This is a genomic window from Pseudaminobacter soli (ex Zhang et al. 2022) (assembly GCF_014595955.1).
Classification (GTDB): domain Bacteria; phylum Pseudomonadota; class Alphaproteobacteria; order Rhizobiales; family Rhizobiaceae; genus Kumtagia; species Kumtagia pseudosoli.
Genome location: NZ_JABVCF010000003.1, coordinates 14,546 through 30,036, shown reverse-complemented (window position 1 = coordinate 30,036; position 15,491 = coordinate 14,546). Strand labels below are relative to the sequence as shown.

The window sequence follows — 15,491 nt, the reverse complement described above, 5'->3', positions numbered from 1 at the left end:
CATCACAAATTTTGGACCCGCTGGCGGTTGACGCGGCCGCTCAAAGGCGCTTTCGATGCGCGGCCCGAAGGAGGTAGATGCCATGAGCCTTGCAACGAGCGCGCAGACCCGCACCTGGACCTATGTCGACGGCGACTGGTACGAAGGCAACGTCGCCCTTCTTGGCCCGCGCTCGCATGCCTTCTGGCTGGGCTCCAGCGTCTTCGACGGCGCCCGATGGTTCGAAGGCCTTTTGCCGGATATCGACCGCCATTCCTTGCGCGTGAACGCCTCGGCGGTAGCGCTCGGGCTCAACCCGACCATGCCGGTCGAGGAGATCGTCGGCCTCACCCGGGACGGGGTGAAGAAGTTCGACGGCCAGACGGCGATCTATGTCAGACCGATGTACTGGGCCGAGCACGGCGGCTACATGGGCGTCCCCGCCGATCCCGACTCGACCCGCTTCTGTCTCTGCCTCTACGAGGCGCCGATGATCGCGCCGAGCGGCTTCTCGCTGACCGTGTCGCCGTTCCGCCGGCCGACGATCGAGACCATGCCGACGAATGCAAAGGCCGGCTGTCTCTATCCGAACAACGGCCGCGCCATCATGGAAGCGCGCAAGCGCGGCTTCGACAACGCGCTCGTGCTGGACATGCTCGGCAACGTCGCGGAAACCGGATCGTCGAACATCTTCCTGGTGAAGGACGGGCAGGTGTTCACGCCCGCGCCGAACGGGACGTTCCTCTCCGGCATCACCCGGTCGCGGACCATGTCGCTCCTTGCCGACTATGGCTTCCGCACGATCGAGAAGACGCTGACCGTGGCCGACTTCATGGAGGCCGACGAAGTCTTCTCGACAGGGAATCATTCGAAGGTTGTCCCGGTCACCCGCATCGAGAATCGCGACCTTCAGCCCGGCCCGATCGCGCGAAAGGCGCGGGAGCTCTACTGGGATTGGGCGCATTCGACTTCAGCCGCCTGAGCGGCTAGAAGGAACGGATACGCGCCCTACGTTGTTTGAAGGTGGGGTTGCGGCCGGTGTTCGTCCGGCGCGGAAAGCCGGATTTCTTGCTCAAACGAGGGAGTACTACGATGGCCTTTGAACTACCCCCTTTGCCTTACGACTACGAGGCGCTTCAGCCCTACATGTCGAAGGAGACGCTGGAATATCACCACGACAAGCACCACAAGGCATATGTCGATAACGGCAATAAGCTTGCCGCAGAAGCCGGCATGGACAACCTGTCGCTCGAAGAGGTGGTGAAGCAGTCCTACGGCAAGAACCCGGGCCTTTTCAACAATGCCGGCCAGCACTACAACCACATCCACTTCTGGAAGTGGATGAAGAAGGGCGGCGGCGGCAACAAGCTGCCGGGCGCGCTGCAGCAGGCGATCGACAGCGATCTCGGCGGCTACGACAAGTTCCGCGCCGACTTCATCAATGCCGGCACGACGCAGTTCGGCTCCGGTTGGGCCTGGCTTTCGGTCAAGGACGGCAAGCTCGCCATTTCCAAGACCCCGAACGGCGAGAACCCGCTGGTGCACGGCGCGACGCCGATCCTCGGCGTCGACGTTTGGGAGCACTCCTATTACATCGACTACCGCAACGCCCGGCCGAAGTATCTCGAGGCGTTCGTGGACAATCTGATCAACTGGGACTACGTGCTCGAGTGTTACGAGAAGGCCCGCTGATCCGGTCTGTCAGATAGCTAAAGCCCCGGTCCGCCGGGGCTTTTTCATTTGGACAGGGCAGCTGCTCACGAAAGCGTGAAGTTATCGCCGGAAAGAACTGATGCAAGTTGAACGTTCCTGTCTCTGGAAACGTTCAACCAAAGGGTGTCCGATGAAGAAACTTCTGCTTGCAGTCTCCCTGCTCACCTTCTCCAGTGCGGTCGCGTGCGCCGATCCGATCAAGGAGAGAGAGGCGCTGATGAAGTCGTTCGGCCAGGCACTGGGACAGGTTGTTCCGGTGGCCAAGGGCGAGAAGCCATTCGACGCGGCGCAGATGCAAGAGGCGCTGGCCACCCTCAACGAGCGGGTCCAGAAGCTCGATGTCGCCGCGCTCTTCCCCGAAGGAAGCACAAGCGAGAAGTCGGCAGCCCTGCCCAAGATCTGGGAGGACTGGGACGGTTTCGTGGCCTCAGCCGACAAACTGAAGACCGACGTTGCCGCTGCAGCGGCTAATCCGCCGGCTGACGTCGCCGCGCTGCAGCAGCAGTTGGGGATCATTGGGCCGGAATGCGGCAACTGCCACGAAAAATTCCGCCAGAAGAAGGACTAAGCCGCAAACCGGATGAGGAGGGTACTCTCGAAGGTAGTCGCTGGAGCCGTCGTTCTGGCCATTGCCGGCGCGGCAGCATTCTGGTTTCTCACCGAACCCGAGCGGCTAAGGGAAACGGACCTTGCCGAAGCAGGCTCAGGAGATGCGGCGCGGGGCGAGCGCATCTTCTGGGCCGGCGGCTGCACGTCGTGCCACGCCCGCCCGGGGTCGCAGGGAGACGCTCGCCTGCAGCTTGCCGGCGGACTGGAACTGAAGACGCCCTTCGGCGCCTTCGTCGCGCCAAACATCTCGCCTGACCCCAAGGACGGGATCGGCAACTGGTCCTTCCCGGATTTCGCCAACGCGATGCTGAAGGGGGTCTCTCCTTCAGGCCACCACTACTACCCCGCCTTTCCCTACGCGTCCTACGCGCGTATGGCGCCGTCGGACGTGGCCGACCTCTTCGCTTTCATGAAGACACTGCCGGCGGTGTCCGGGCAGACGGCGCATCACACGCTAAGTTTTCCGCTCACAGTCAGGCGCGGGATCGGCCTGTGGAAGCGGCTTTACCTCGGCAGCGATCCGGTGATCGCATTGCCGGACGGAACGCCGGAGAACGTTCTTCACGGCCGCTACCTGGTCGAGGGGCCGGGACACTGCGGCGAATGCCACACGCCGCGGGATTTCCTGGGCGGCACAAGGAAGGACCAATGGCTGGCCGGCGCCGTGGCCGCGGAGGGCAAGGGCACCGTTTCGAACATCACCAGCGGCGAGGGCGGCATAGGCAGTTGGTCGGAAGGCGACATCGCCTACTATCTGGAGACCGGTTTCACGCCCGACTTCGATTCGGTCGGCGGCTCCATGGTGGAAGTCCAAAAGAACATGGCGCGCCTGACCGCGGACGACCGCGCGGCGATCGCCGCCTATCTCAAGGCTGCGCCGCCGAGGCCGAATGGGTATCCGGCCCCGCAAACGACAGGCGCTGGACAATAGCCCCTGTCGAGCGATGGTCGGCCTACGATCCGAAGCGATCGATGACTTCGTCCAGGGGCACATGCCCCAGGAAAGCGCCGCAGCCGTCCGGTGACTTCCCCGCCTCGATCGCCATTGCAAACTGGACGGCCGGCTGCGCCTCGATCCGCCGGCGCAATGCCGACAGCTTTGGATAGTCGCCGGCCTCCGCCGCGTCATGGAATTCCGCCCAACGCGCCACGCCGATCAGCGTGGTGTCGGCCAAGGTGAGGCGATCCCCGATGCACAAGCCGCTCTCCGGAAGCATGGCTTCGAGCCGCTGATGGCGTTCCGCCACGATCCTGCGCCCGTATTTGCGAAGCGAGGAGACATAAGCGGGGTCGCCGTCCTGGATCTCGTAGGCCGTCCAGAGGGGACTGAACGCAGCGGTAAAGCCGGTATTTACGAATGCCGCGAACTGGTACATCCGATCCGCTTCCGAGGATTTCGGGTCGAATGTGATCCGACGATGGACGTCCTGTCGTTCGATCCAACGGATGATCGCCATCGTCTCGGTGAGCGTGTGCCCATCGTCCGTGATCAGAACAGGTGTTTCCTGCCGACCGTTGATCCGGCTGTAGCGATTGTTCTTCATGTCGTGCAGCATGTCGACGCGACACAGGCGATAAGGCAGCGCCATCTGCTCGAACGCGGCGACAAGGCCCATGGAACTCCCCGCAGGGAAGCCATAGATCAGAATGGGGTCCATAGTTTAGCTCCGTGATTTCAAATCGCGCTGCGCAGCGGAACTGATCTATGAACAGCGGGCCCTCGCGTAAATTACGCACAAACTTGTAACCAGGAGCGCCGGATGAAGGACACCGTATCCAACTGTCCCATCGAGGATGTTATGCGGGTGCTGAGCGGGCGCTGGCCGACGCTGCTGATCTACTACCTGAAGGATGGCACCAGGCGGTTCAACGAGCTTCGCCGCGACAATCCGACGGTCTCGCATCGCATCCTTACGCTCGAATTGCGCAAGCTCGAAGCCGCCGGCATTGTCAGGCGGACGGCCTATCCGGGCTATCCGTTGCGCGTCGAATACGATCTGACAGCGGTCGGATTGTCGCTGGTGCCGCTGGTCGACGCGCTTGGGAACTGGTGGGAGGAGGTGCGTCCTCGACCTGCGAGACGCCACGACCAGGACCTGCCGTGCGAAACGGCTGCCTGATCGTTTGCGTCGCAAGAATCACTACGCCGGTTCCGCCGCGGCCCTGCCCGCCACCTTCAACGTGAAGGCGTAGTTGTAGGCGATCTCCTCCAGCCGCGAGAAGCGGCCGGAGGCGCCGGCGTGGCCGGCGTCCATGTTGATCTTGAAGAGGATAGGGTTGTCGTCGGTCTTGAGCTTGCGTAGCCGAGCCACCCATTTCGCGGGCTCCCAATAGGTCACGCGCGGGTCGGTGAGCCCGGCGACGGCCAGGATCGGCGGGTAATCCTTCGCGCCCACATTGTCGTAAGGCGAGTAGGCGGCGATCGTCCGGTAGTCCTCGGCGGAAGCGATCGGATTGCCCCATTCCGGCCATTCGGGCGGTGTGAGCGGCAGCGTGTCGTCGAGCATGGTGGAAAGCACGTCGACGAACGGCACCTCCGCGATGATCCCGCTGAAAGCCTCGGGCGCCATGTTGGCGACGGCCCCCATCAGCATGCCGCCGGCCGAGCCGCCCTGCGCGATCATGCGGTCATGCGCGGTGTAGCGCTCCTGGACCAGGTGGCGGGCCGCGGCGATGAAATCGAGGAAGGTGTTCGTCTTCTTCTCGCGCTTTCCGTCCTCGTACCAGGCGTAACCCTTATCCTTGCCGCCCCGGATGTGGGCGATGGCATAAACGAAGCCGCGGTCGACCAGCGACAGGCAATTGGTGTTGAAGGCGGCAGGGACCGCCAGGCCATAGGCGCCGTAGCCGTAGAGAAGGCAGGGCGCCGTGCCGTCCAGCGGGGTGTCGCGGTGATGAAGAAGGGAGATCGGAACCAACTCGCCGTCATGTGATGGCGCCATCAGACGGCGCGTGACGTAGTGATCCGGATCGTGGCCGGAGGGCACCTCCTGCGTCTTCAGGAGGACGCGCTCACGCGTGCGCATATTGTAGTCGAATACCTGCGATGGGGTGGTCATCGAGGAATAGGAAAACCGCACGATCTCGGTGTCGTATTCGAGCGCGCCTGCGAGCCCCAGCGAATAGGCCTCCTCCTCGAAGGCGATGACGTGCTCGCTTCCATCCTTGCGGTCGCGCACGACGATTCTCGGCAGGCTATCCTTGCGCTCCAGCCGGACGAGGAAGTCCTTGAAGCCGAAGATGGACAGGATGATCCGGCCCGGCTCATGGGGCACGAGTTCCGACCAGTTTTCCCGGCGCGGATCGTCGACGGGCGTGGTCATGATCTTGAAATCCTTCGCGCCATCGACGTTCGTCAGCACGAAGAAGACGTCTCCGCCCTCCTCGAGATCGTACTGCACTCCGGTCTCCCGCGCTTGAACCAGTTTGGGTTCCGAGCCGGGATTCTTCGCGTCGATGATCAGGTGTTCCGTCGTCTCGTGATCGTTGATGCCGATGATGATCCAGCGGTGATCGCGCGTGCCGCCGACGTTCATGAAGAAGCCGGGATCGGTCTCCTCGAAGACAAGCCGGTCCTGAACAGGGTCGTTGCCCAGGCGGTGATAGAAGATCTTCGACGGCCGGTGGTTCTGGTCGAGGCGCGTATAGAAGAAGCCTTCGTTCTCAGCGTCCCAGACGCCGGAGCCCGCCGTGTCGGAAATAATGTCGGGAAGGTCACGACCCGCCGAAAGATCGCGGGTGCGCAAGGTGAAGAATTCCGATCCCTTGTCGTCGTAGCTCCACACGATCCGGCGGTGGTCCGAGGAGTGATCGAAGCCGCCCAGATGGAAATACGCCTTGCCCTGACCTTCGTGGTCGCCGTCGAGGATGATTTCCTCGGAGCCCCCTCCGCGGGGTTTCCGGAAGAAGCGCGGATGTTCTCCGCCCTTCTTGTAGGACGAGCCGTAAGCGAACGGTCCGTCATTCATGGGCACCGACGAATCATCTTCCTTGATCCGGCCCTTCATCTCCTCGAACAGTTTTCCGCGGAGACCTTCGAGATCCGACGTCAGCGCCTGCTGATATCTGTTCTCCGCATCCAACTGTGCGCGAATGGCGGGATCGAGCAGGGAGGGATCGCGGAAGACATCCTGCCAGTTCTCGGCACGCAGCCAGGCGAACTCGTCAGTGCGCGTGATGCCGAGGTGAGTGTCCGTTGTTGGGCGCTCCAGCGTTGTCGGAGCGGGAACGGCTTGAAATGTCTTGCTCATGAGGGGACTCGGGTAAGAACGATGTGAATGCCGCGTGAATGGCCGGTTCGACCTGCGTTCAGCCGCCCGACAGCAGGATCGGGCTGTGATCTCGTACACTGGAGGAGGGTAATGCGGAACAGCCTTGTGACAACCGTCATTGCGACTGCACTTGCATCGACAATTGCATTCTTCGCCGCCAGGGCGGAGGCGAGCACATTCACGGCTTGGGAAGTCACCAATGTCGGCTTTGGGGACGTATTGAATGTCCGCAAATACCCTGCCTCAAACTCTCGGAAGCAAGCGGCCTATCCGAGCGGGACAGTGCTTCAGATGACCGGCCGCTGCACGGGCGGCGTTAACCTTTTCGACATCGCAGGAGAGCCCCGCCTGGAAGCAAAAGGCTGCGGTGCGCTATCAGTGGTGCGAGATATGGCATGACCCGGCGCGCAACGGCGACTTCGTTTCTGGCTGGATTTACGGCCGCTACATTACGCCGCACTGATTGTCTGGCTCCACAAGAGTGGCTGATACGGAACGGCGACGAACGGCCTTGCTGCCGCTTCAAAGCCGCGTTACTGCGGCACCGCCGCCGATCCCTGTCGCGTGCCGGCGGCAACTCCTTCAGGTTGTGACAGGTGCAGGCTGGGTATGCCGCGCAAGGGTGAATCCGGGAGCCCGAATCTCTTCTTGAGATAATTCGATTCTAATTAGATCTATTTTACGTGCGCGGCACTTTTACTGGCGGACAAAATCGCATTCGAATAAGCTGTTAACGTTGAAAAAACCGCGACATAGCGGGTCCGCAAAGACAGAGTTTAGTCGCTGGCAACCGCCTAGTATCGGCCCTTGTCCACGGGCCCTGTTGTCAATGCCGTTGGGTCAATATCCACAGAATGGACGTGCGACATTGGCTTCAACCAGAGCGTCTGCAAGAGAATCCCCTGCAACATTTGGGCGCACTGGAATTGCTCCCAATAAAGGCCCCAGATTCTATTGACATGACTTTCGAACCGCCCCATTTAGTCAACTGCACGAGAGTCGCGGCGGTACCCGCTCGCGTCAAGTCACCCGAAGCCCTGCGACTGAACAAGACAGGGCACAATACCACTCTCTCTTGGGGCTCGAATAATATGGACGCTACCGATCTCGCTTCCAAAAACGATGAAATGCTGATCGAACTCACCGCAGACGTTGTGGCTGCTTATGTCAGCAACAATCCGGTTCCGGTTGGCGAACTGCCCAACCTGATCGCGGATGTGCATGCCGCACTCGGCCGCGTCGGCGGTCCTGTGGATCAGCCCGTCGTCGAGAAGCAGAAGCCCGCCGTCAACCCGAAACGTTCGGTGCATGACGACTACATCATCTGTCTCGAGGACGGAAAGAAGTTCAAGTCGCTGAAGCGCCACCTGATGACGCACTACAACCTGACGCCGGAACAGTATCGCGAGAAGTGGAACCTCGATCCCTCCTATCCGATGGTTGCTCCGAGCTACGCCAGCGCGCGTTCGGAACTGGCGAAGAAGATGGGCCTGGGTCGCAAGCGCAAGGCTGCTGCCGCTCGTTGACCTGAGCACCGACAATGATTCTTCTTGAACGGCGCCTTGGGGCGCCGTTCTTGTTTCTAGCATTCCGGTGACCCGCTTGCGATGCGTCCTGCGCCGCAAGGCAGTCATAAGCCTGCTTCAGAGCTATGTGGCGGTTGAGATCATAGCTCCAATGCCCGGCCAACCCCTTCATCCGCTCGCGTTGGAGCCGTCGTTCGATCGATCTGAGCGCCTCCGCCCTGGCAGGCGGCGTCGAGGTGCGAAGCGCGTCGAGGTCGATGCCGCAGGCGAGTTGGAGAGCGGCGCGTTGCGCGGCTTCGTCACGGGCAGCGTCCTTCGCACTCAGGAACTCCCGTATTTCATCGTTCAAGGCTGACATATCGGCTCCGCGGCTTCTTTGCCGTCAGGCTAGCCGCAGTGCCTGGAGCGGGGATAGAATCGCCCCGCGCAGCGAGGTCCAAAGCCAAAAAAGGCAGTGTTCTCAAGGCTCAAGAAATTCCGCAGTTCATTTATCGTACTTGGTTTGTTCCCAGTCTGAGGGTCTCTTGCTATAAGGAAGAAATTCCTATGGGAGGCGTCGGGTGGGGCTCAAGACAGCTTTGGCGAGAGAGACGGCCCAACCAGCAGGGCCCGAAGCCTCAGATGCGACCCCGGGTAGCTCCGGCAGGCGCGAAGAGCGGGTAATGGAGGTGTGCGAGGGCATGATCGACGTTTGCGCGGCGCTTTACAGCGTCTCCAGCAAGGAACTGCGACGGTCTGGGCGCAGCGGGACGGATGTGGCACGGGTGCGCCAGATCGCCATGTATGTGAGCCATGTCACGCTTGGCATCAGCATGCAGGAGGTCGGTCGCTGCTTCGCGCGTGACCGAACGACCGTGCGACACGCCTGTCACCTCATCGAGGATCTTCGCGACGATGATGAGTTCGACCGCACGGTAATGACCACCGAGCGGGTGGCGATCGCCGCGTTCAAGAGCCGGCTGGAGGCGTGAGCATGCAGTCCACCGGAACCAGCCGCAAAACCGAAGCACGGGTGCTTTCGCTGCTTGTCGCTGGAGCGGCAACCGTGGAGACCTCGGCCAATCCTCAATCCCTGCTGCTCCGCAACGGGAAGGGAGCGATCTCGGTACCCGCGATGCTGTTGGGTAAAATGGCGAGCGATGGATCGATCCGCCGGCGGAACGCGACGGTTCAAGTGACCGAGGCGGGACTGAAGGCAATGGCGAGAACTGAGGCGGCGGCAGACCCGTTCCAGCGACAACACCGAGACCTTGCAGACGCCATGATAGGCGATGGCGCTGAAGAATCGGTTGCCGAGATCAACTTGTCCGAATCGCCTCTGGCGGTCCTGGTGCGGCTGAAGGGCAAGGACGGGCGTCCGTTCCTGACGCGGGCCGAATTCGAGGCCGGCGAGCGGCTACGCAGAGATTTTACGCGTGGGCGAATCATGCCGCGCCTCGGTGCCAATTGGGAGGCGAGCGTCGCACCCGGCCGAAGAGGCGAGGGGAGCGGCATTGCCGACCTTACCGATGCGGCGCTGGCCGCCCGCATGCGGGTGGAACGGGCGCTAAAAGCAGTCGGGCCAGAGCTTTCAGGCCTGCTCATCGATGTGTGCTGCTTCCTCAAGGGGCTTGAGACGGTGGAGCGTGGACGCGCCTGGCCTGTCCGGTCTGCAAAGATGCTGCTGAAAACCGCGCTGGCGATGCTAGCCCGTCACTACAACCCCGCGCCGGTGGGAGCGGTAAGGCCGCGGACGCTGCACTGGGGCGCCGAGGACTATCGGCCCCAACTTGGCTGATGGGTTCGTCAGACGCGCTCGGTGAGCGCTTCCTGGGCGTCGCGCTTGATGCGCTTGATCATGGAGCGGAGCCCGTTGGCTCGCTGCGGGGTTAGGTGCTCCTCGAGACCGAGCTTACGCATGAGGCCCTCGGCGTCGGTCTCGACGATTTCGCTGGCCGGGCGACCGGAGAACAGCGCGAGCATGATGGCCACCAGCCCGCGCACGATATGCGCATCCGAATCGCCGAGGAAGGCGATGGCAGGGTCAGAGCCTTCGCCGCGCTTGGAGACAAGCCAGACCTGGCTCACGCAGCCCGGCACCTTGTGCTCGGCATCGCGAGCCGATTCGGGGAACGGTGCGAGCGCTTCGCCGAGCTCGATGACATAACGGTACCTGTCTTCCCACTCGTCCAGGAAGGCGAAGTCGTCGATGATGCTTTGAATGGTCTCGTTCATTGACCCGGATATAGGCGCGCGAGCCTTCGACGTCACGGAAAATGATCGCTTTTCAGAAGGTCGGCGCGAGGCTCGTGACTATCAAGGCTGCGAGGGCGGAGGTTCGGGCTTGTCCGCCTCCTCGATGATCTTCTCGATGCCGCCGGTCATCACGGCCTGATCGGTCTGGCCGAAGTTCTCATCGAGCACGTCGTAGGCAATGCGAGCGGCCTCACGCGCCCTGACACCCACCGTGTTCATGGCGGCGCGTCCGACTTCGCAGACCTCCGGCTTGCGCTCGCAGAGGCCGGACAGGTCCGCAATGGCGTCCCGGGCGGCGAAGAAGGTCTCGATCGGTCCCACGCGCTCCTGTGGCTGGCCCTCCACCCCGGCGTCGAAGGGAAGCACGAGCAGCACGAGCGAGAACCAGAAAGCGATACGTAGAAGAAAACCCATTCGACCGACCCCGATCCGTTCCCGGACAGGCATGTCCGGTTGAACCTCACATGATCATGGCACGAGGAGGCAAAAATCTGATTGAATCGGAAAGCCGCATTTTGAGTGTGATTGTAGTAGATATTTAAGGATATACCGCCCTGGGCGAACATTTCGCTTTTGTTGTTGGTATTAACCCTTCATTAACCATACGGCCGGCGAAGCGGTGCCTGCGTTTTGCCGGAACCCCTATCCTGCCAGGCAGATCATTGATTCGACCGGTCCGGAGAGAAAACCCGCTGTTTACTATGGGACGAATTCGCCCGCTCGAACCGAAGCTTTCGACCGGATTCGGCTATCAGGGCTGCCGGGTTGAGGGCGGCTTTTATTCATTCCTTAAAGGCTGGATGCGAGGGTCCTACCAACAAGATCGATCCGCGAAGCGGACAATGGCGGAAGCGTTGATTTGAGTTTGCCAGCACCCAGATTTGCCGACCTGAAGCGCGCTTTAGCGTTTGCCTGCGACCGGCTTGTCCATCCCAGCGTGGTAGATGCTGAGGCGCGGGGCGAGCAGCGCCGTGTGATGGGACTGCTCCTCGCCGGTCCGTTCTTCCTGTCCGCGGCGGCATGGATACTGCTGCCGGCAAGCATTGGCAGCGTGGTGACTTTCGGCCTCATGGCAGGCACGTTCTGCCTTTGCGGCATACTTGCTCTCGTCCTCGGCGCCTCCCGCAACGTGGCGCTGACACTTCCCGTGGTGCTTCTGCTCGGGGCTGCGCACTTCGCCCTTTTCATTGCAGGGGCTGGCGGACTTTCGTCGCCAGTCGCGCTTCTAGCGGCCGCTCTTCCGGCGGAAGCCTGGCTCGCGACGCGAAACAGACAGACGCTCGGCATGGGCTTCGCGGCAATGCTGGGCTGCCTCGTGCTGCAAGCGATCTTCTCGAACGTCCTGCCCGTTGGCGGTTCCCCGACTGCCTGGCACTGGCTGCTGCCGCTCGCCTATGCCGGTCTGGTCCTGCCGCGGATGAAGTCGGCTGCGCTCCAAGAGAGTGGCACTGTCCGCGCGCCCAGCCAGCCGGAAACGGACGAGGACAGGATCGAGGTCCGCCTCGCGCCCGGTGGCGAACTCGCCGACATTGCGTCGTCGGCGCGCGACCTGCTTGGGGTGGATCCGGATCTCCTGATCGGCACCGGTCTGTTCGACCGTATCCATGTCGCCGACCGTGTTGGCTTCCTGTGTGCGCTGGCCGACCTGCGCGAAGGAGCGGCCCGGCGAAAGGTGGAAGTCAGGCTGCGGCTGCCTGCCTCAGGCGAGCAGCCCTCGACGCGGTATCGCCCGCTGGTCATCGAGATGATCAACACGGGAACTGAGAAGTTCACTGGCTTCATCCGCGACAATGCCGAGATCGCTGAGCTACGGGACGCATTGGCGGCCGCCAGGGAGGCGAATGCCGGACTGGAGGTGGCCAAGAGCCGTTTCCTTGCCGCAGTCAGCCATGAGTTGCGCACGCCGCTGAACTCCATCATCGGCTTCTCCGACATGCTGCTTTGCGAGGTGCACGGCTCATTTTCCGATCCGAGGCAGAAGGAGCACCTCCAGATCGTCCGCGAGGCCGGCAATCACCTGCTCGGCGTGGTCAATTCGATACTCGACGTGTCGAAGATCGAGGCGGGAGCCTATGCGACGACGCCTGAGCCGTTCCGCTTCGACGAAGCGGCCACGTTTTGCCACGGCATGGTGCGCCTGCAGGCGGAATCGAAGCAGATCAGGATCGTCTCAGACGTCCCCGTCTCGACCGGCGAGGTCAACGCCGATCGCCGGGCGGTGCAGCAGATGCTGATCAACCTGCTGTCGAACGCGATCAAGTTCACGCCGAGCGGCGGCGAGGTGAGGCTCAGTGCAAAGCGAATCGGCAGCCGCCTGCATTTCTGGGTGAAGGACAACGGGATTGGGATCGCGGAGGACGACCTGAAGCGCATCGGAGAACCCTTCGCTCAGGTGCAAAACGATTATACGCGGCACTTCGAAGGGACAGGTCTCGGCTTGGCGCTCGTGAAGGGCCTTGTGGCTCTGCACGAAGGCACCATGTCGATCGACAGCGAATTGGGCAAGGGGACTAAGGTCACCATCACCCTTCCGATCCAAGGGCCGGGAGGGGCGCAGGTGCAGCGGGAAACCGCAACCCTCCGGCTGCCGACCGTTTCGTCCGGGGTTTACGAGTATGGCGCGCTCCGCAAAGCCAGCTAAGCGCAAGTCAAAGGCCAAGGCTCGCCCGAGCCGGGCGACAGGCGGCATGGCGTCGCTGGGCGCCCTGATCGCGCGCAATCCGATGATTGCGGGAGGGTCTACCGCTTTCCTGGTGGCGTTCTGCTACGTTTCGGCCAATGCGATCTGGTACCAGCCGCACATTCATCGCAGCGCCCTTTTCGCGACTCGCGATTTCGTCCGGCCGGACCAGTATCCACAGGAGGAGGAACCGGAGACCACTTTCCTGATCGAACGCCCCCAGGCTTCGCCGCCCGCGCCCGTGGCCGACAGGGTCGCCATGCAGGTGCAGGACGTGCTGAAGCAACTCGGGCACTACCAGGGAGCCGTGGACGGCCTGCCCGGCCCGGCGACGACCGGGGCGATCCAGACCTATCGGCAGAGTGTTGGACTGCCCGATTCCGGAAGCATAGACGAAGCACTGCTCATGCAACTCGGGATCACGCCCACGACCTCGGGGATCGTCCCGCAGCCTGCGCCGCGCGGATCGACGGAGGGCGAGGCGCAGGATCAGACTGCCCTGACCAAGAAGGTACAGGCAGGGCTGAAGGCATTCGGCAACGACGGCGTCGAGATCGACGGCATACTGGGGTCGAGGACCCGGTCAGCGATCCGCGAGTTCGAATCGATCTTCGGCCTGCCGGTCACCGGCGAGCCCAATCCGGCGCTTTACGCAAAGATGCGGGAGATCGGGCTGACCAATTAGGGGCGCGGGCTGCAGTCTTCATAGCTAGATTCTACCTCGGCCTTGCGGTTTCGAGTCCGAGGCCTGGATTCCCGACACTCTCCACTCGCCACGCTCGCTCACGAGGTCGGGAATGACGAACTTCATTTCAGTTCGCACTAATCGCTTATGTTGGCGGCTCGCGCCAGCGCAGAGGGGCGGTGAAGGAGCGCAGAGCGACTGACCGCTTGCTTTGCCGCGGTGGCCGTGGTTTGCCGAAAGGATGTTCTCTTCCCGGTCACGCCAATGCGCGTAACGTCTGATCTGTTCGTATCGGCGCTGCTTCGGCGCCTGTTCTCCGCCGGCGGCTACGGTGCGATCCTCAATCGGGGCGCCACCGAGGCGGGCGCGATCTTCGTGACCTGCCGTCTGCGTACGGGCGAGACCATCCTCTACGGTCCGGCTGCCCAGACGAGCTATGACAGCGCGCGGCCGGATGACCGCTTCTTTGCGGAAATCCTGAGAGGCGAAGAGGTTCAGGTCGCCGCGCGGCTGGACAAGGAACGTCGCTTCGACCCTGATATCTGGGTGGTCGAGATCGAGGCAGACCCGGATCGGATCGAGGAACTGCTGGCTATCACGAAGCCCTGACGAGGGCAGGGCGCTTGGCGCTGTCCGAGTTTTCCGCCACCAGCGACGCCTTGCGCGCCCCGCCTGCGTTTCGATTGATCCAACTCGCGACCATTTCCAGCTTCCAGGAGCGGACCCGTTCCCTGGCAATGTCGAGGTCGAGCGCGCGATAGCGGCCGAGGAAGATCCGGATCGATTCCGAGTGGGGGAACTGTGACGGAAAAACAGCGGCCGCAATGAGGAACGCCTGTTCCTCGGGAAGCTCCAGCGACCGCAACGCCGAAAGCAACAAGGAGTAGCCGGTCGCGGCGGTGATAGGCCTGACGGATTCGAGGTTCATCCCCAGCGCATCTGCAAGCGCAGTGGTGAAGAAGCCATTGTTGCCGGTTAGGGCCGTATCCCTCAGCTTGGAGAAGACATTTCGGTCGTCCGGCAGCATGGTTCGCGGGTCGCGCAACTGGGCGGCGGCCGGGATCATCATCTCCCTAAGCCGGTCGCGCACCTCATCCGCAGCGGTGCCGCTCTCCACCGGCTGGCTGAGTTGAGCCGCTGGGGCGAGTTCGGAGGCAGGCTCGGCCTGTGGCACCGGAGCAGCGGGTATTCGCATCGACAAGCTCTTCTGGGCATCGGCGGACGCCTCGAGCGCCCGGATCAACTGGGCGATGGTCGGGTTCAAGCCGGGACGGCGGGCGATCGCTCGGGCGTGGGAAATACCATGACGGCCGATCAGGGCAATCAACTCGACGTCGTGGAGCAAAGGCGAGCGCAATAGCAGCGGTGCGGCGATGTCGATCCGGTCGTCGGCCAGCCTAGAGATCAGGCCTGCCGGAGCAATGCGGCACTCGGAGAGCGCCGCGGCGACATATCGGCGGGCATCGATCGAAACGAAATCGAGCAGCGGAAGCGTCAAATCCTCGAGCTGCGCGACTTCCCGGCGCGTCGGCCGGGTGATCGAACAAAATGCCGAAACCGCTGCTCGAAAGAGGCGTTCCGGCCTGCTGGCGTCGTTCCTCACCACAATGTTCCGGAAATCAGCTGCCGACACAAGAAACGCTCACGCACTCGCAACTGACCGGGAGCCAACTAGGGCGGTCAGGCAACACTAAAACTAGCGGCGATTTGTTAGCGACCCGTTAACTCTCTGGTGGCGATATCGTGTCCGGAGGCGTTGCGTGATTTGCTCCGGTTTGCAGAGGGCAAGGGCA

At 62.4% G+C, this 15,491-nt stretch carries 17 protein-coding genes and 1 pseudogene; 12 read left to right on the top strand and 6 right to left on the bottom strand.

The genetic code is table 11. The annotated features are described in order from the left end of the window. The first annotated feature begins 82 nt into the window (after positions 1-82). The 4 genes from HUI96_RS06015 to HUI96_RS06000 all read left to right on the top strand — a co-directional run bounded on the left by HUI96_RS06015 (position 83) and on the right by HUI96_RS06000 (position 3,232). Positions 83-961, top strand: a complete 879-nt coding sequence (locus tag HUI96_RS06015) for a branched-chain amino acid aminotransferase (RefSeq protein ID WP_188253750.1) — start codon at positions 83-85, stop codon at positions 959-961. Positions 962-1,071: 110 nt separating this feature from the next. Continuing rightward, a complete protein-coding gene (locus HUI96_RS06010) occupies positions 1,072-1,671 on the top strand; it encodes a superoxide dismutase (protein WP_188253749.1) in 600 nt (199 codons plus the stop codon). 151 nt (positions 1,672-1,822) lie between these two features. Beyond that, positions 1,823-2,260: a c-type cytochrome gene (locus tag HUI96_RS06005; protein ID WP_188253748.1), complete on the top strand. Its 438-nt coding sequence runs from the start codon at positions 1,823-1,825 to the stop codon at positions 2,258-2,260. Positions 2,261-2,272: 12 nt separating this feature from the next. Further along, positions 2,273-3,232 carry a cytochrome c gene (locus HUI96_RS06000; RefSeq protein ID WP_188253747.1) on the top strand — a complete coding sequence of 320 codons (960 nt, stop codon included), beginning with the start codon at positions 2,273-2,275 and terminating at the stop codon, positions 3,230-3,232. A gap of 22 nt (positions 3,233-3,254) precedes the next feature. Here the strand turns inward: HUI96_RS06000 and HUI96_RS05995 are convergent, their stop codons facing one another. After that, on the bottom strand, positions 3,255-3,959 hold the full coding sequence (locus HUI96_RS05995; RefSeq protein WP_188253746.1) for a glutathione S-transferase family protein: 705 nt from the start codon (positions 3,957-3,959) through the stop codon (positions 3,255-3,257). A gap of 102 nt (positions 3,960-4,061) precedes the next feature. On the opposite strand from HUI96_RS05995, the gene HUI96_RS05990 reads away from it, so the two are divergent. Then, on the top strand, positions 4,062-4,421 hold the full coding sequence (locus HUI96_RS05990; RefSeq protein WP_188253745.1) for a winged helix-turn-helix transcriptional regulator: 360 nt from the start codon (positions 4,062-4,064) through the stop codon (positions 4,419-4,421). Between the two features lie 21 nt (positions 4,422-4,442). Here the strand turns inward: HUI96_RS05990 and HUI96_RS05985 are convergent, their stop codons facing one another. Then, the gene (locus tag HUI96_RS05985; RefSeq protein ID WP_188253744.1) at positions 4,443-6,551 is read right to left on the bottom strand and encodes a S9 family peptidase; all 2,109 of its coding nucleotides are present in this window, start codon (positions 6,549-6,551) and stop codon (positions 4,443-4,445) included. 111 nt (positions 6,552-6,662) lie between these two features. Between HUI96_RS05985 and HUI96_RS05980 the strand changes: the two genes are divergently transcribed. Together HUI96_RS05980 and HUI96_RS05975 are read left to right on the top strand one after the other, a co-directional pair. Continuing rightward, positions 6,663-6,971 (top strand): SH3 domain-containing protein, encoded by a 309-nt coding sequence (locus tag HUI96_RS05980; RefSeq protein WP_337918007.1) that lies wholly within the window; start codon positions 6,663-6,665, stop codon positions 6,969-6,971. A 692-nt stretch (positions 6,972-7,663) separates the two neighbouring features. Continuing rightward, complete coding sequence (locus tag HUI96_RS05975; RefSeq protein ID WP_188253743.1) at positions 7,664-8,098, top strand: MucR family transcriptional regulator; 435 nt, start codon at positions 7,664-7,666, stop codon at positions 8,096-8,098. 97 nt (positions 8,099-8,195) lie between these two features. Here HUI96_RS05975 and HUI96_RS30240 read toward each other — a convergent pair. Continuing rightward, positions 8,196-8,456: pseudogene (locus tag HUI96_RS30240) on the bottom strand (cytoplasmic protein); the annotation flags it as partial. 322 nt (positions 8,457-8,778) lie between these two features. Here HUI96_RS30240 and HUI96_RS05970 point away from each other — a divergent pair. Together HUI96_RS05970 and HUI96_RS05965 are read left to right on the top strand one after the other, a co-directional pair. Further along, complete coding sequence (locus HUI96_RS05970; RefSeq protein ID WP_237683991.1) at positions 8,779-9,069, top strand: helix-turn-helix domain-containing protein; 291 nt, start codon at positions 8,779-8,781, stop codon at positions 9,067-9,069. A 2-nt stretch (positions 9,070-9,071) separates the two neighbouring features. Then, positions 9,072-9,875: a DUF6456 domain-containing protein gene (locus HUI96_RS05965; protein ID WP_237683990.1), complete on the top strand. Its 804-nt coding sequence runs from the start codon at positions 9,072-9,074 to the stop codon at positions 9,873-9,875. Positions 9,876-9,883: 8 nt separating this feature from the next. On the opposite strand, the gene HUI96_RS05960 is transcribed toward HUI96_RS05965, so the two are convergent. Both HUI96_RS05960 and HUI96_RS05955 read right to left on the bottom strand, forming a co-directional pair. After that, entirely contained in the window at positions 9,884-10,312 is a 429-nt protein-coding gene (locus HUI96_RS05960) for a SufE family protein (RefSeq protein WP_188253741.1), read from the bottom strand. A gap of 81 nt (positions 10,313-10,393) precedes the next feature. Then, complete coding sequence (locus HUI96_RS05955; RefSeq protein WP_188253740.1) at positions 10,394-10,747, bottom strand: DUF5330 domain-containing protein; 354 nt, start codon at positions 10,745-10,747, stop codon at positions 10,394-10,396. A 445-nt stretch (positions 10,748-11,192) separates the two neighbouring features. Between HUI96_RS05955 and HUI96_RS05950 the strand changes: the two genes are divergently transcribed. The 3 genes from HUI96_RS05950 (at position 11,193) to HUI96_RS05940 (ending at position 14,307) form a co-directional block, all read left to right on the top strand. Beyond that, a complete protein-coding gene (locus HUI96_RS05950) occupies positions 11,193-12,974 on the top strand; it encodes a sensor histidine kinase (protein WP_237683989.1) in 1,782 nt (593 codons plus the stop codon). Positions 12,975-13,020: 46 nt separating this feature from the next. Continuing rightward, positions 13,021-13,698, top strand: coding sequence for a peptidoglycan-binding domain-containing protein (locus HUI96_RS05945; protein ID WP_337918005.1), 678 nt, complete (start codon positions 13,021-13,023; stop codon positions 13,696-13,698). A 264-nt stretch (positions 13,699-13,962) separates the two neighbouring features. Continuing rightward, positions 13,963-14,307, top strand: a complete 345-nt coding sequence (locus HUI96_RS05940; RefSeq protein WP_188253738.1) for a DUF1491 family protein — start codon at positions 13,963-13,965, stop codon at positions 14,305-14,307. Here the strand turns inward: HUI96_RS05940 and HUI96_RS05935 are convergent. Beyond that, positions 14,294-15,301 (bottom strand): DUF2336 domain-containing protein, encoded by a 1,008-nt coding sequence (locus HUI96_RS05935; RefSeq protein ID WP_210320063.1) that lies wholly within the window; start codon positions 15,299-15,301, stop codon positions 14,294-14,296. The genes HUI96_RS05940 and HUI96_RS05935 overlap by 14 nt on opposite strands. Between the last annotated feature and the right edge of the window lie 190 nt (positions 15,302-15,491).

Excerpts from the sequence above, each read along its gene's own strand:
- HUI96_RS06015 (WP_188253750.1), top strand. The coding sequence starts at position 83 with ATGAGCCTTGCAACGAGCGCGCAGACCCGCACCTGGACCTATGTCGAC.
- HUI96_RS06010 (WP_188253749.1), top strand. The coding sequence starts at position 1,072 with ATGGCCTTTGAACTACCCCCTTTGCCTTACGACTACGAGGCGCTTCAG.
- HUI96_RS06005 (WP_188253748.1), top strand. The coding sequence starts at position 1,823 with ATGAAGAAACTTCTGCTTGCAGTCTCCCTGCTCACCTTCTCCAGTGCG.
- HUI96_RS06000 (WP_188253747.1), top strand. The coding sequence starts at position 2,273 with ATGAGGAGGGTACTCTCGAAGGTAGTCGCTGGAGCCGTCGTTCTGGCC.
- HUI96_RS05995 (WP_188253746.1), bottom strand. The coding sequence starts at position 3,959 with ATGGACCCCATTCTGATCTATGGCTTCCCTGCGGGGAGTTCCATGGGC.
- HUI96_RS05990 (WP_188253745.1), top strand. The coding sequence starts at position 4,062 with ATGAAGGACACCGTATCCAACTGTCCCATCGAGGATGTTATGCGGGTG.
- HUI96_RS05985 (WP_188253744.1), bottom strand. The coding sequence starts at position 6,551 with ATGAGCAAGACATTTCAAGCCGTTCCCGCTCCGACAACGCTGGAGCGC.
- HUI96_RS05980 (WP_337918007.1), top strand. The coding sequence starts at position 6,663 with ATGCGGAACAGCCTTGTGACAACCGTCATTGCGACTGCACTTGCATCG.
- HUI96_RS05975 (WP_188253743.1), top strand. The coding sequence starts at position 7,664 with ATGGACGCTACCGATCTCGCTTCCAAAAACGATGAAATGCTGATCGAA.
- HUI96_RS05970 (WP_237683991.1), top strand. The coding sequence starts at position 8,779 with ATGATCGACGTTTGCGCGGCGCTTTACAGCGTCTCCAGCAAGGAACTG.
- HUI96_RS05965 (WP_237683990.1), top strand. The coding sequence starts at position 9,072 with ATGCAGTCCACCGGAACCAGCCGCAAAACCGAAGCACGGGTGCTTTCG.
- HUI96_RS05960 (WP_188253741.1), bottom strand. The coding sequence starts at position 10,312 with ATGAACGAGACCATTCAAAGCATCATCGACGACTTCGCCTTCCTGGAC.
- HUI96_RS05955 (WP_188253740.1), bottom strand. The coding sequence starts at position 10,747 with ATGGGTTTTCTTCTACGTATCGCTTTCTGGTTCTCGCTCGTGCTGCTC.
- HUI96_RS05945 (WP_337918005.1), top strand. The coding sequence starts at position 13,021 with ATGGCGTCGCTGGGCGCCCTGATCGCGCGCAATCCGATGATTGCGGGA.
- HUI96_RS05940 (WP_188253738.1), top strand. The coding sequence starts at position 13,963 with ATGCGCGTAACGTCTGATCTGTTCGTATCGGCGCTGCTTCGGCGCCTG.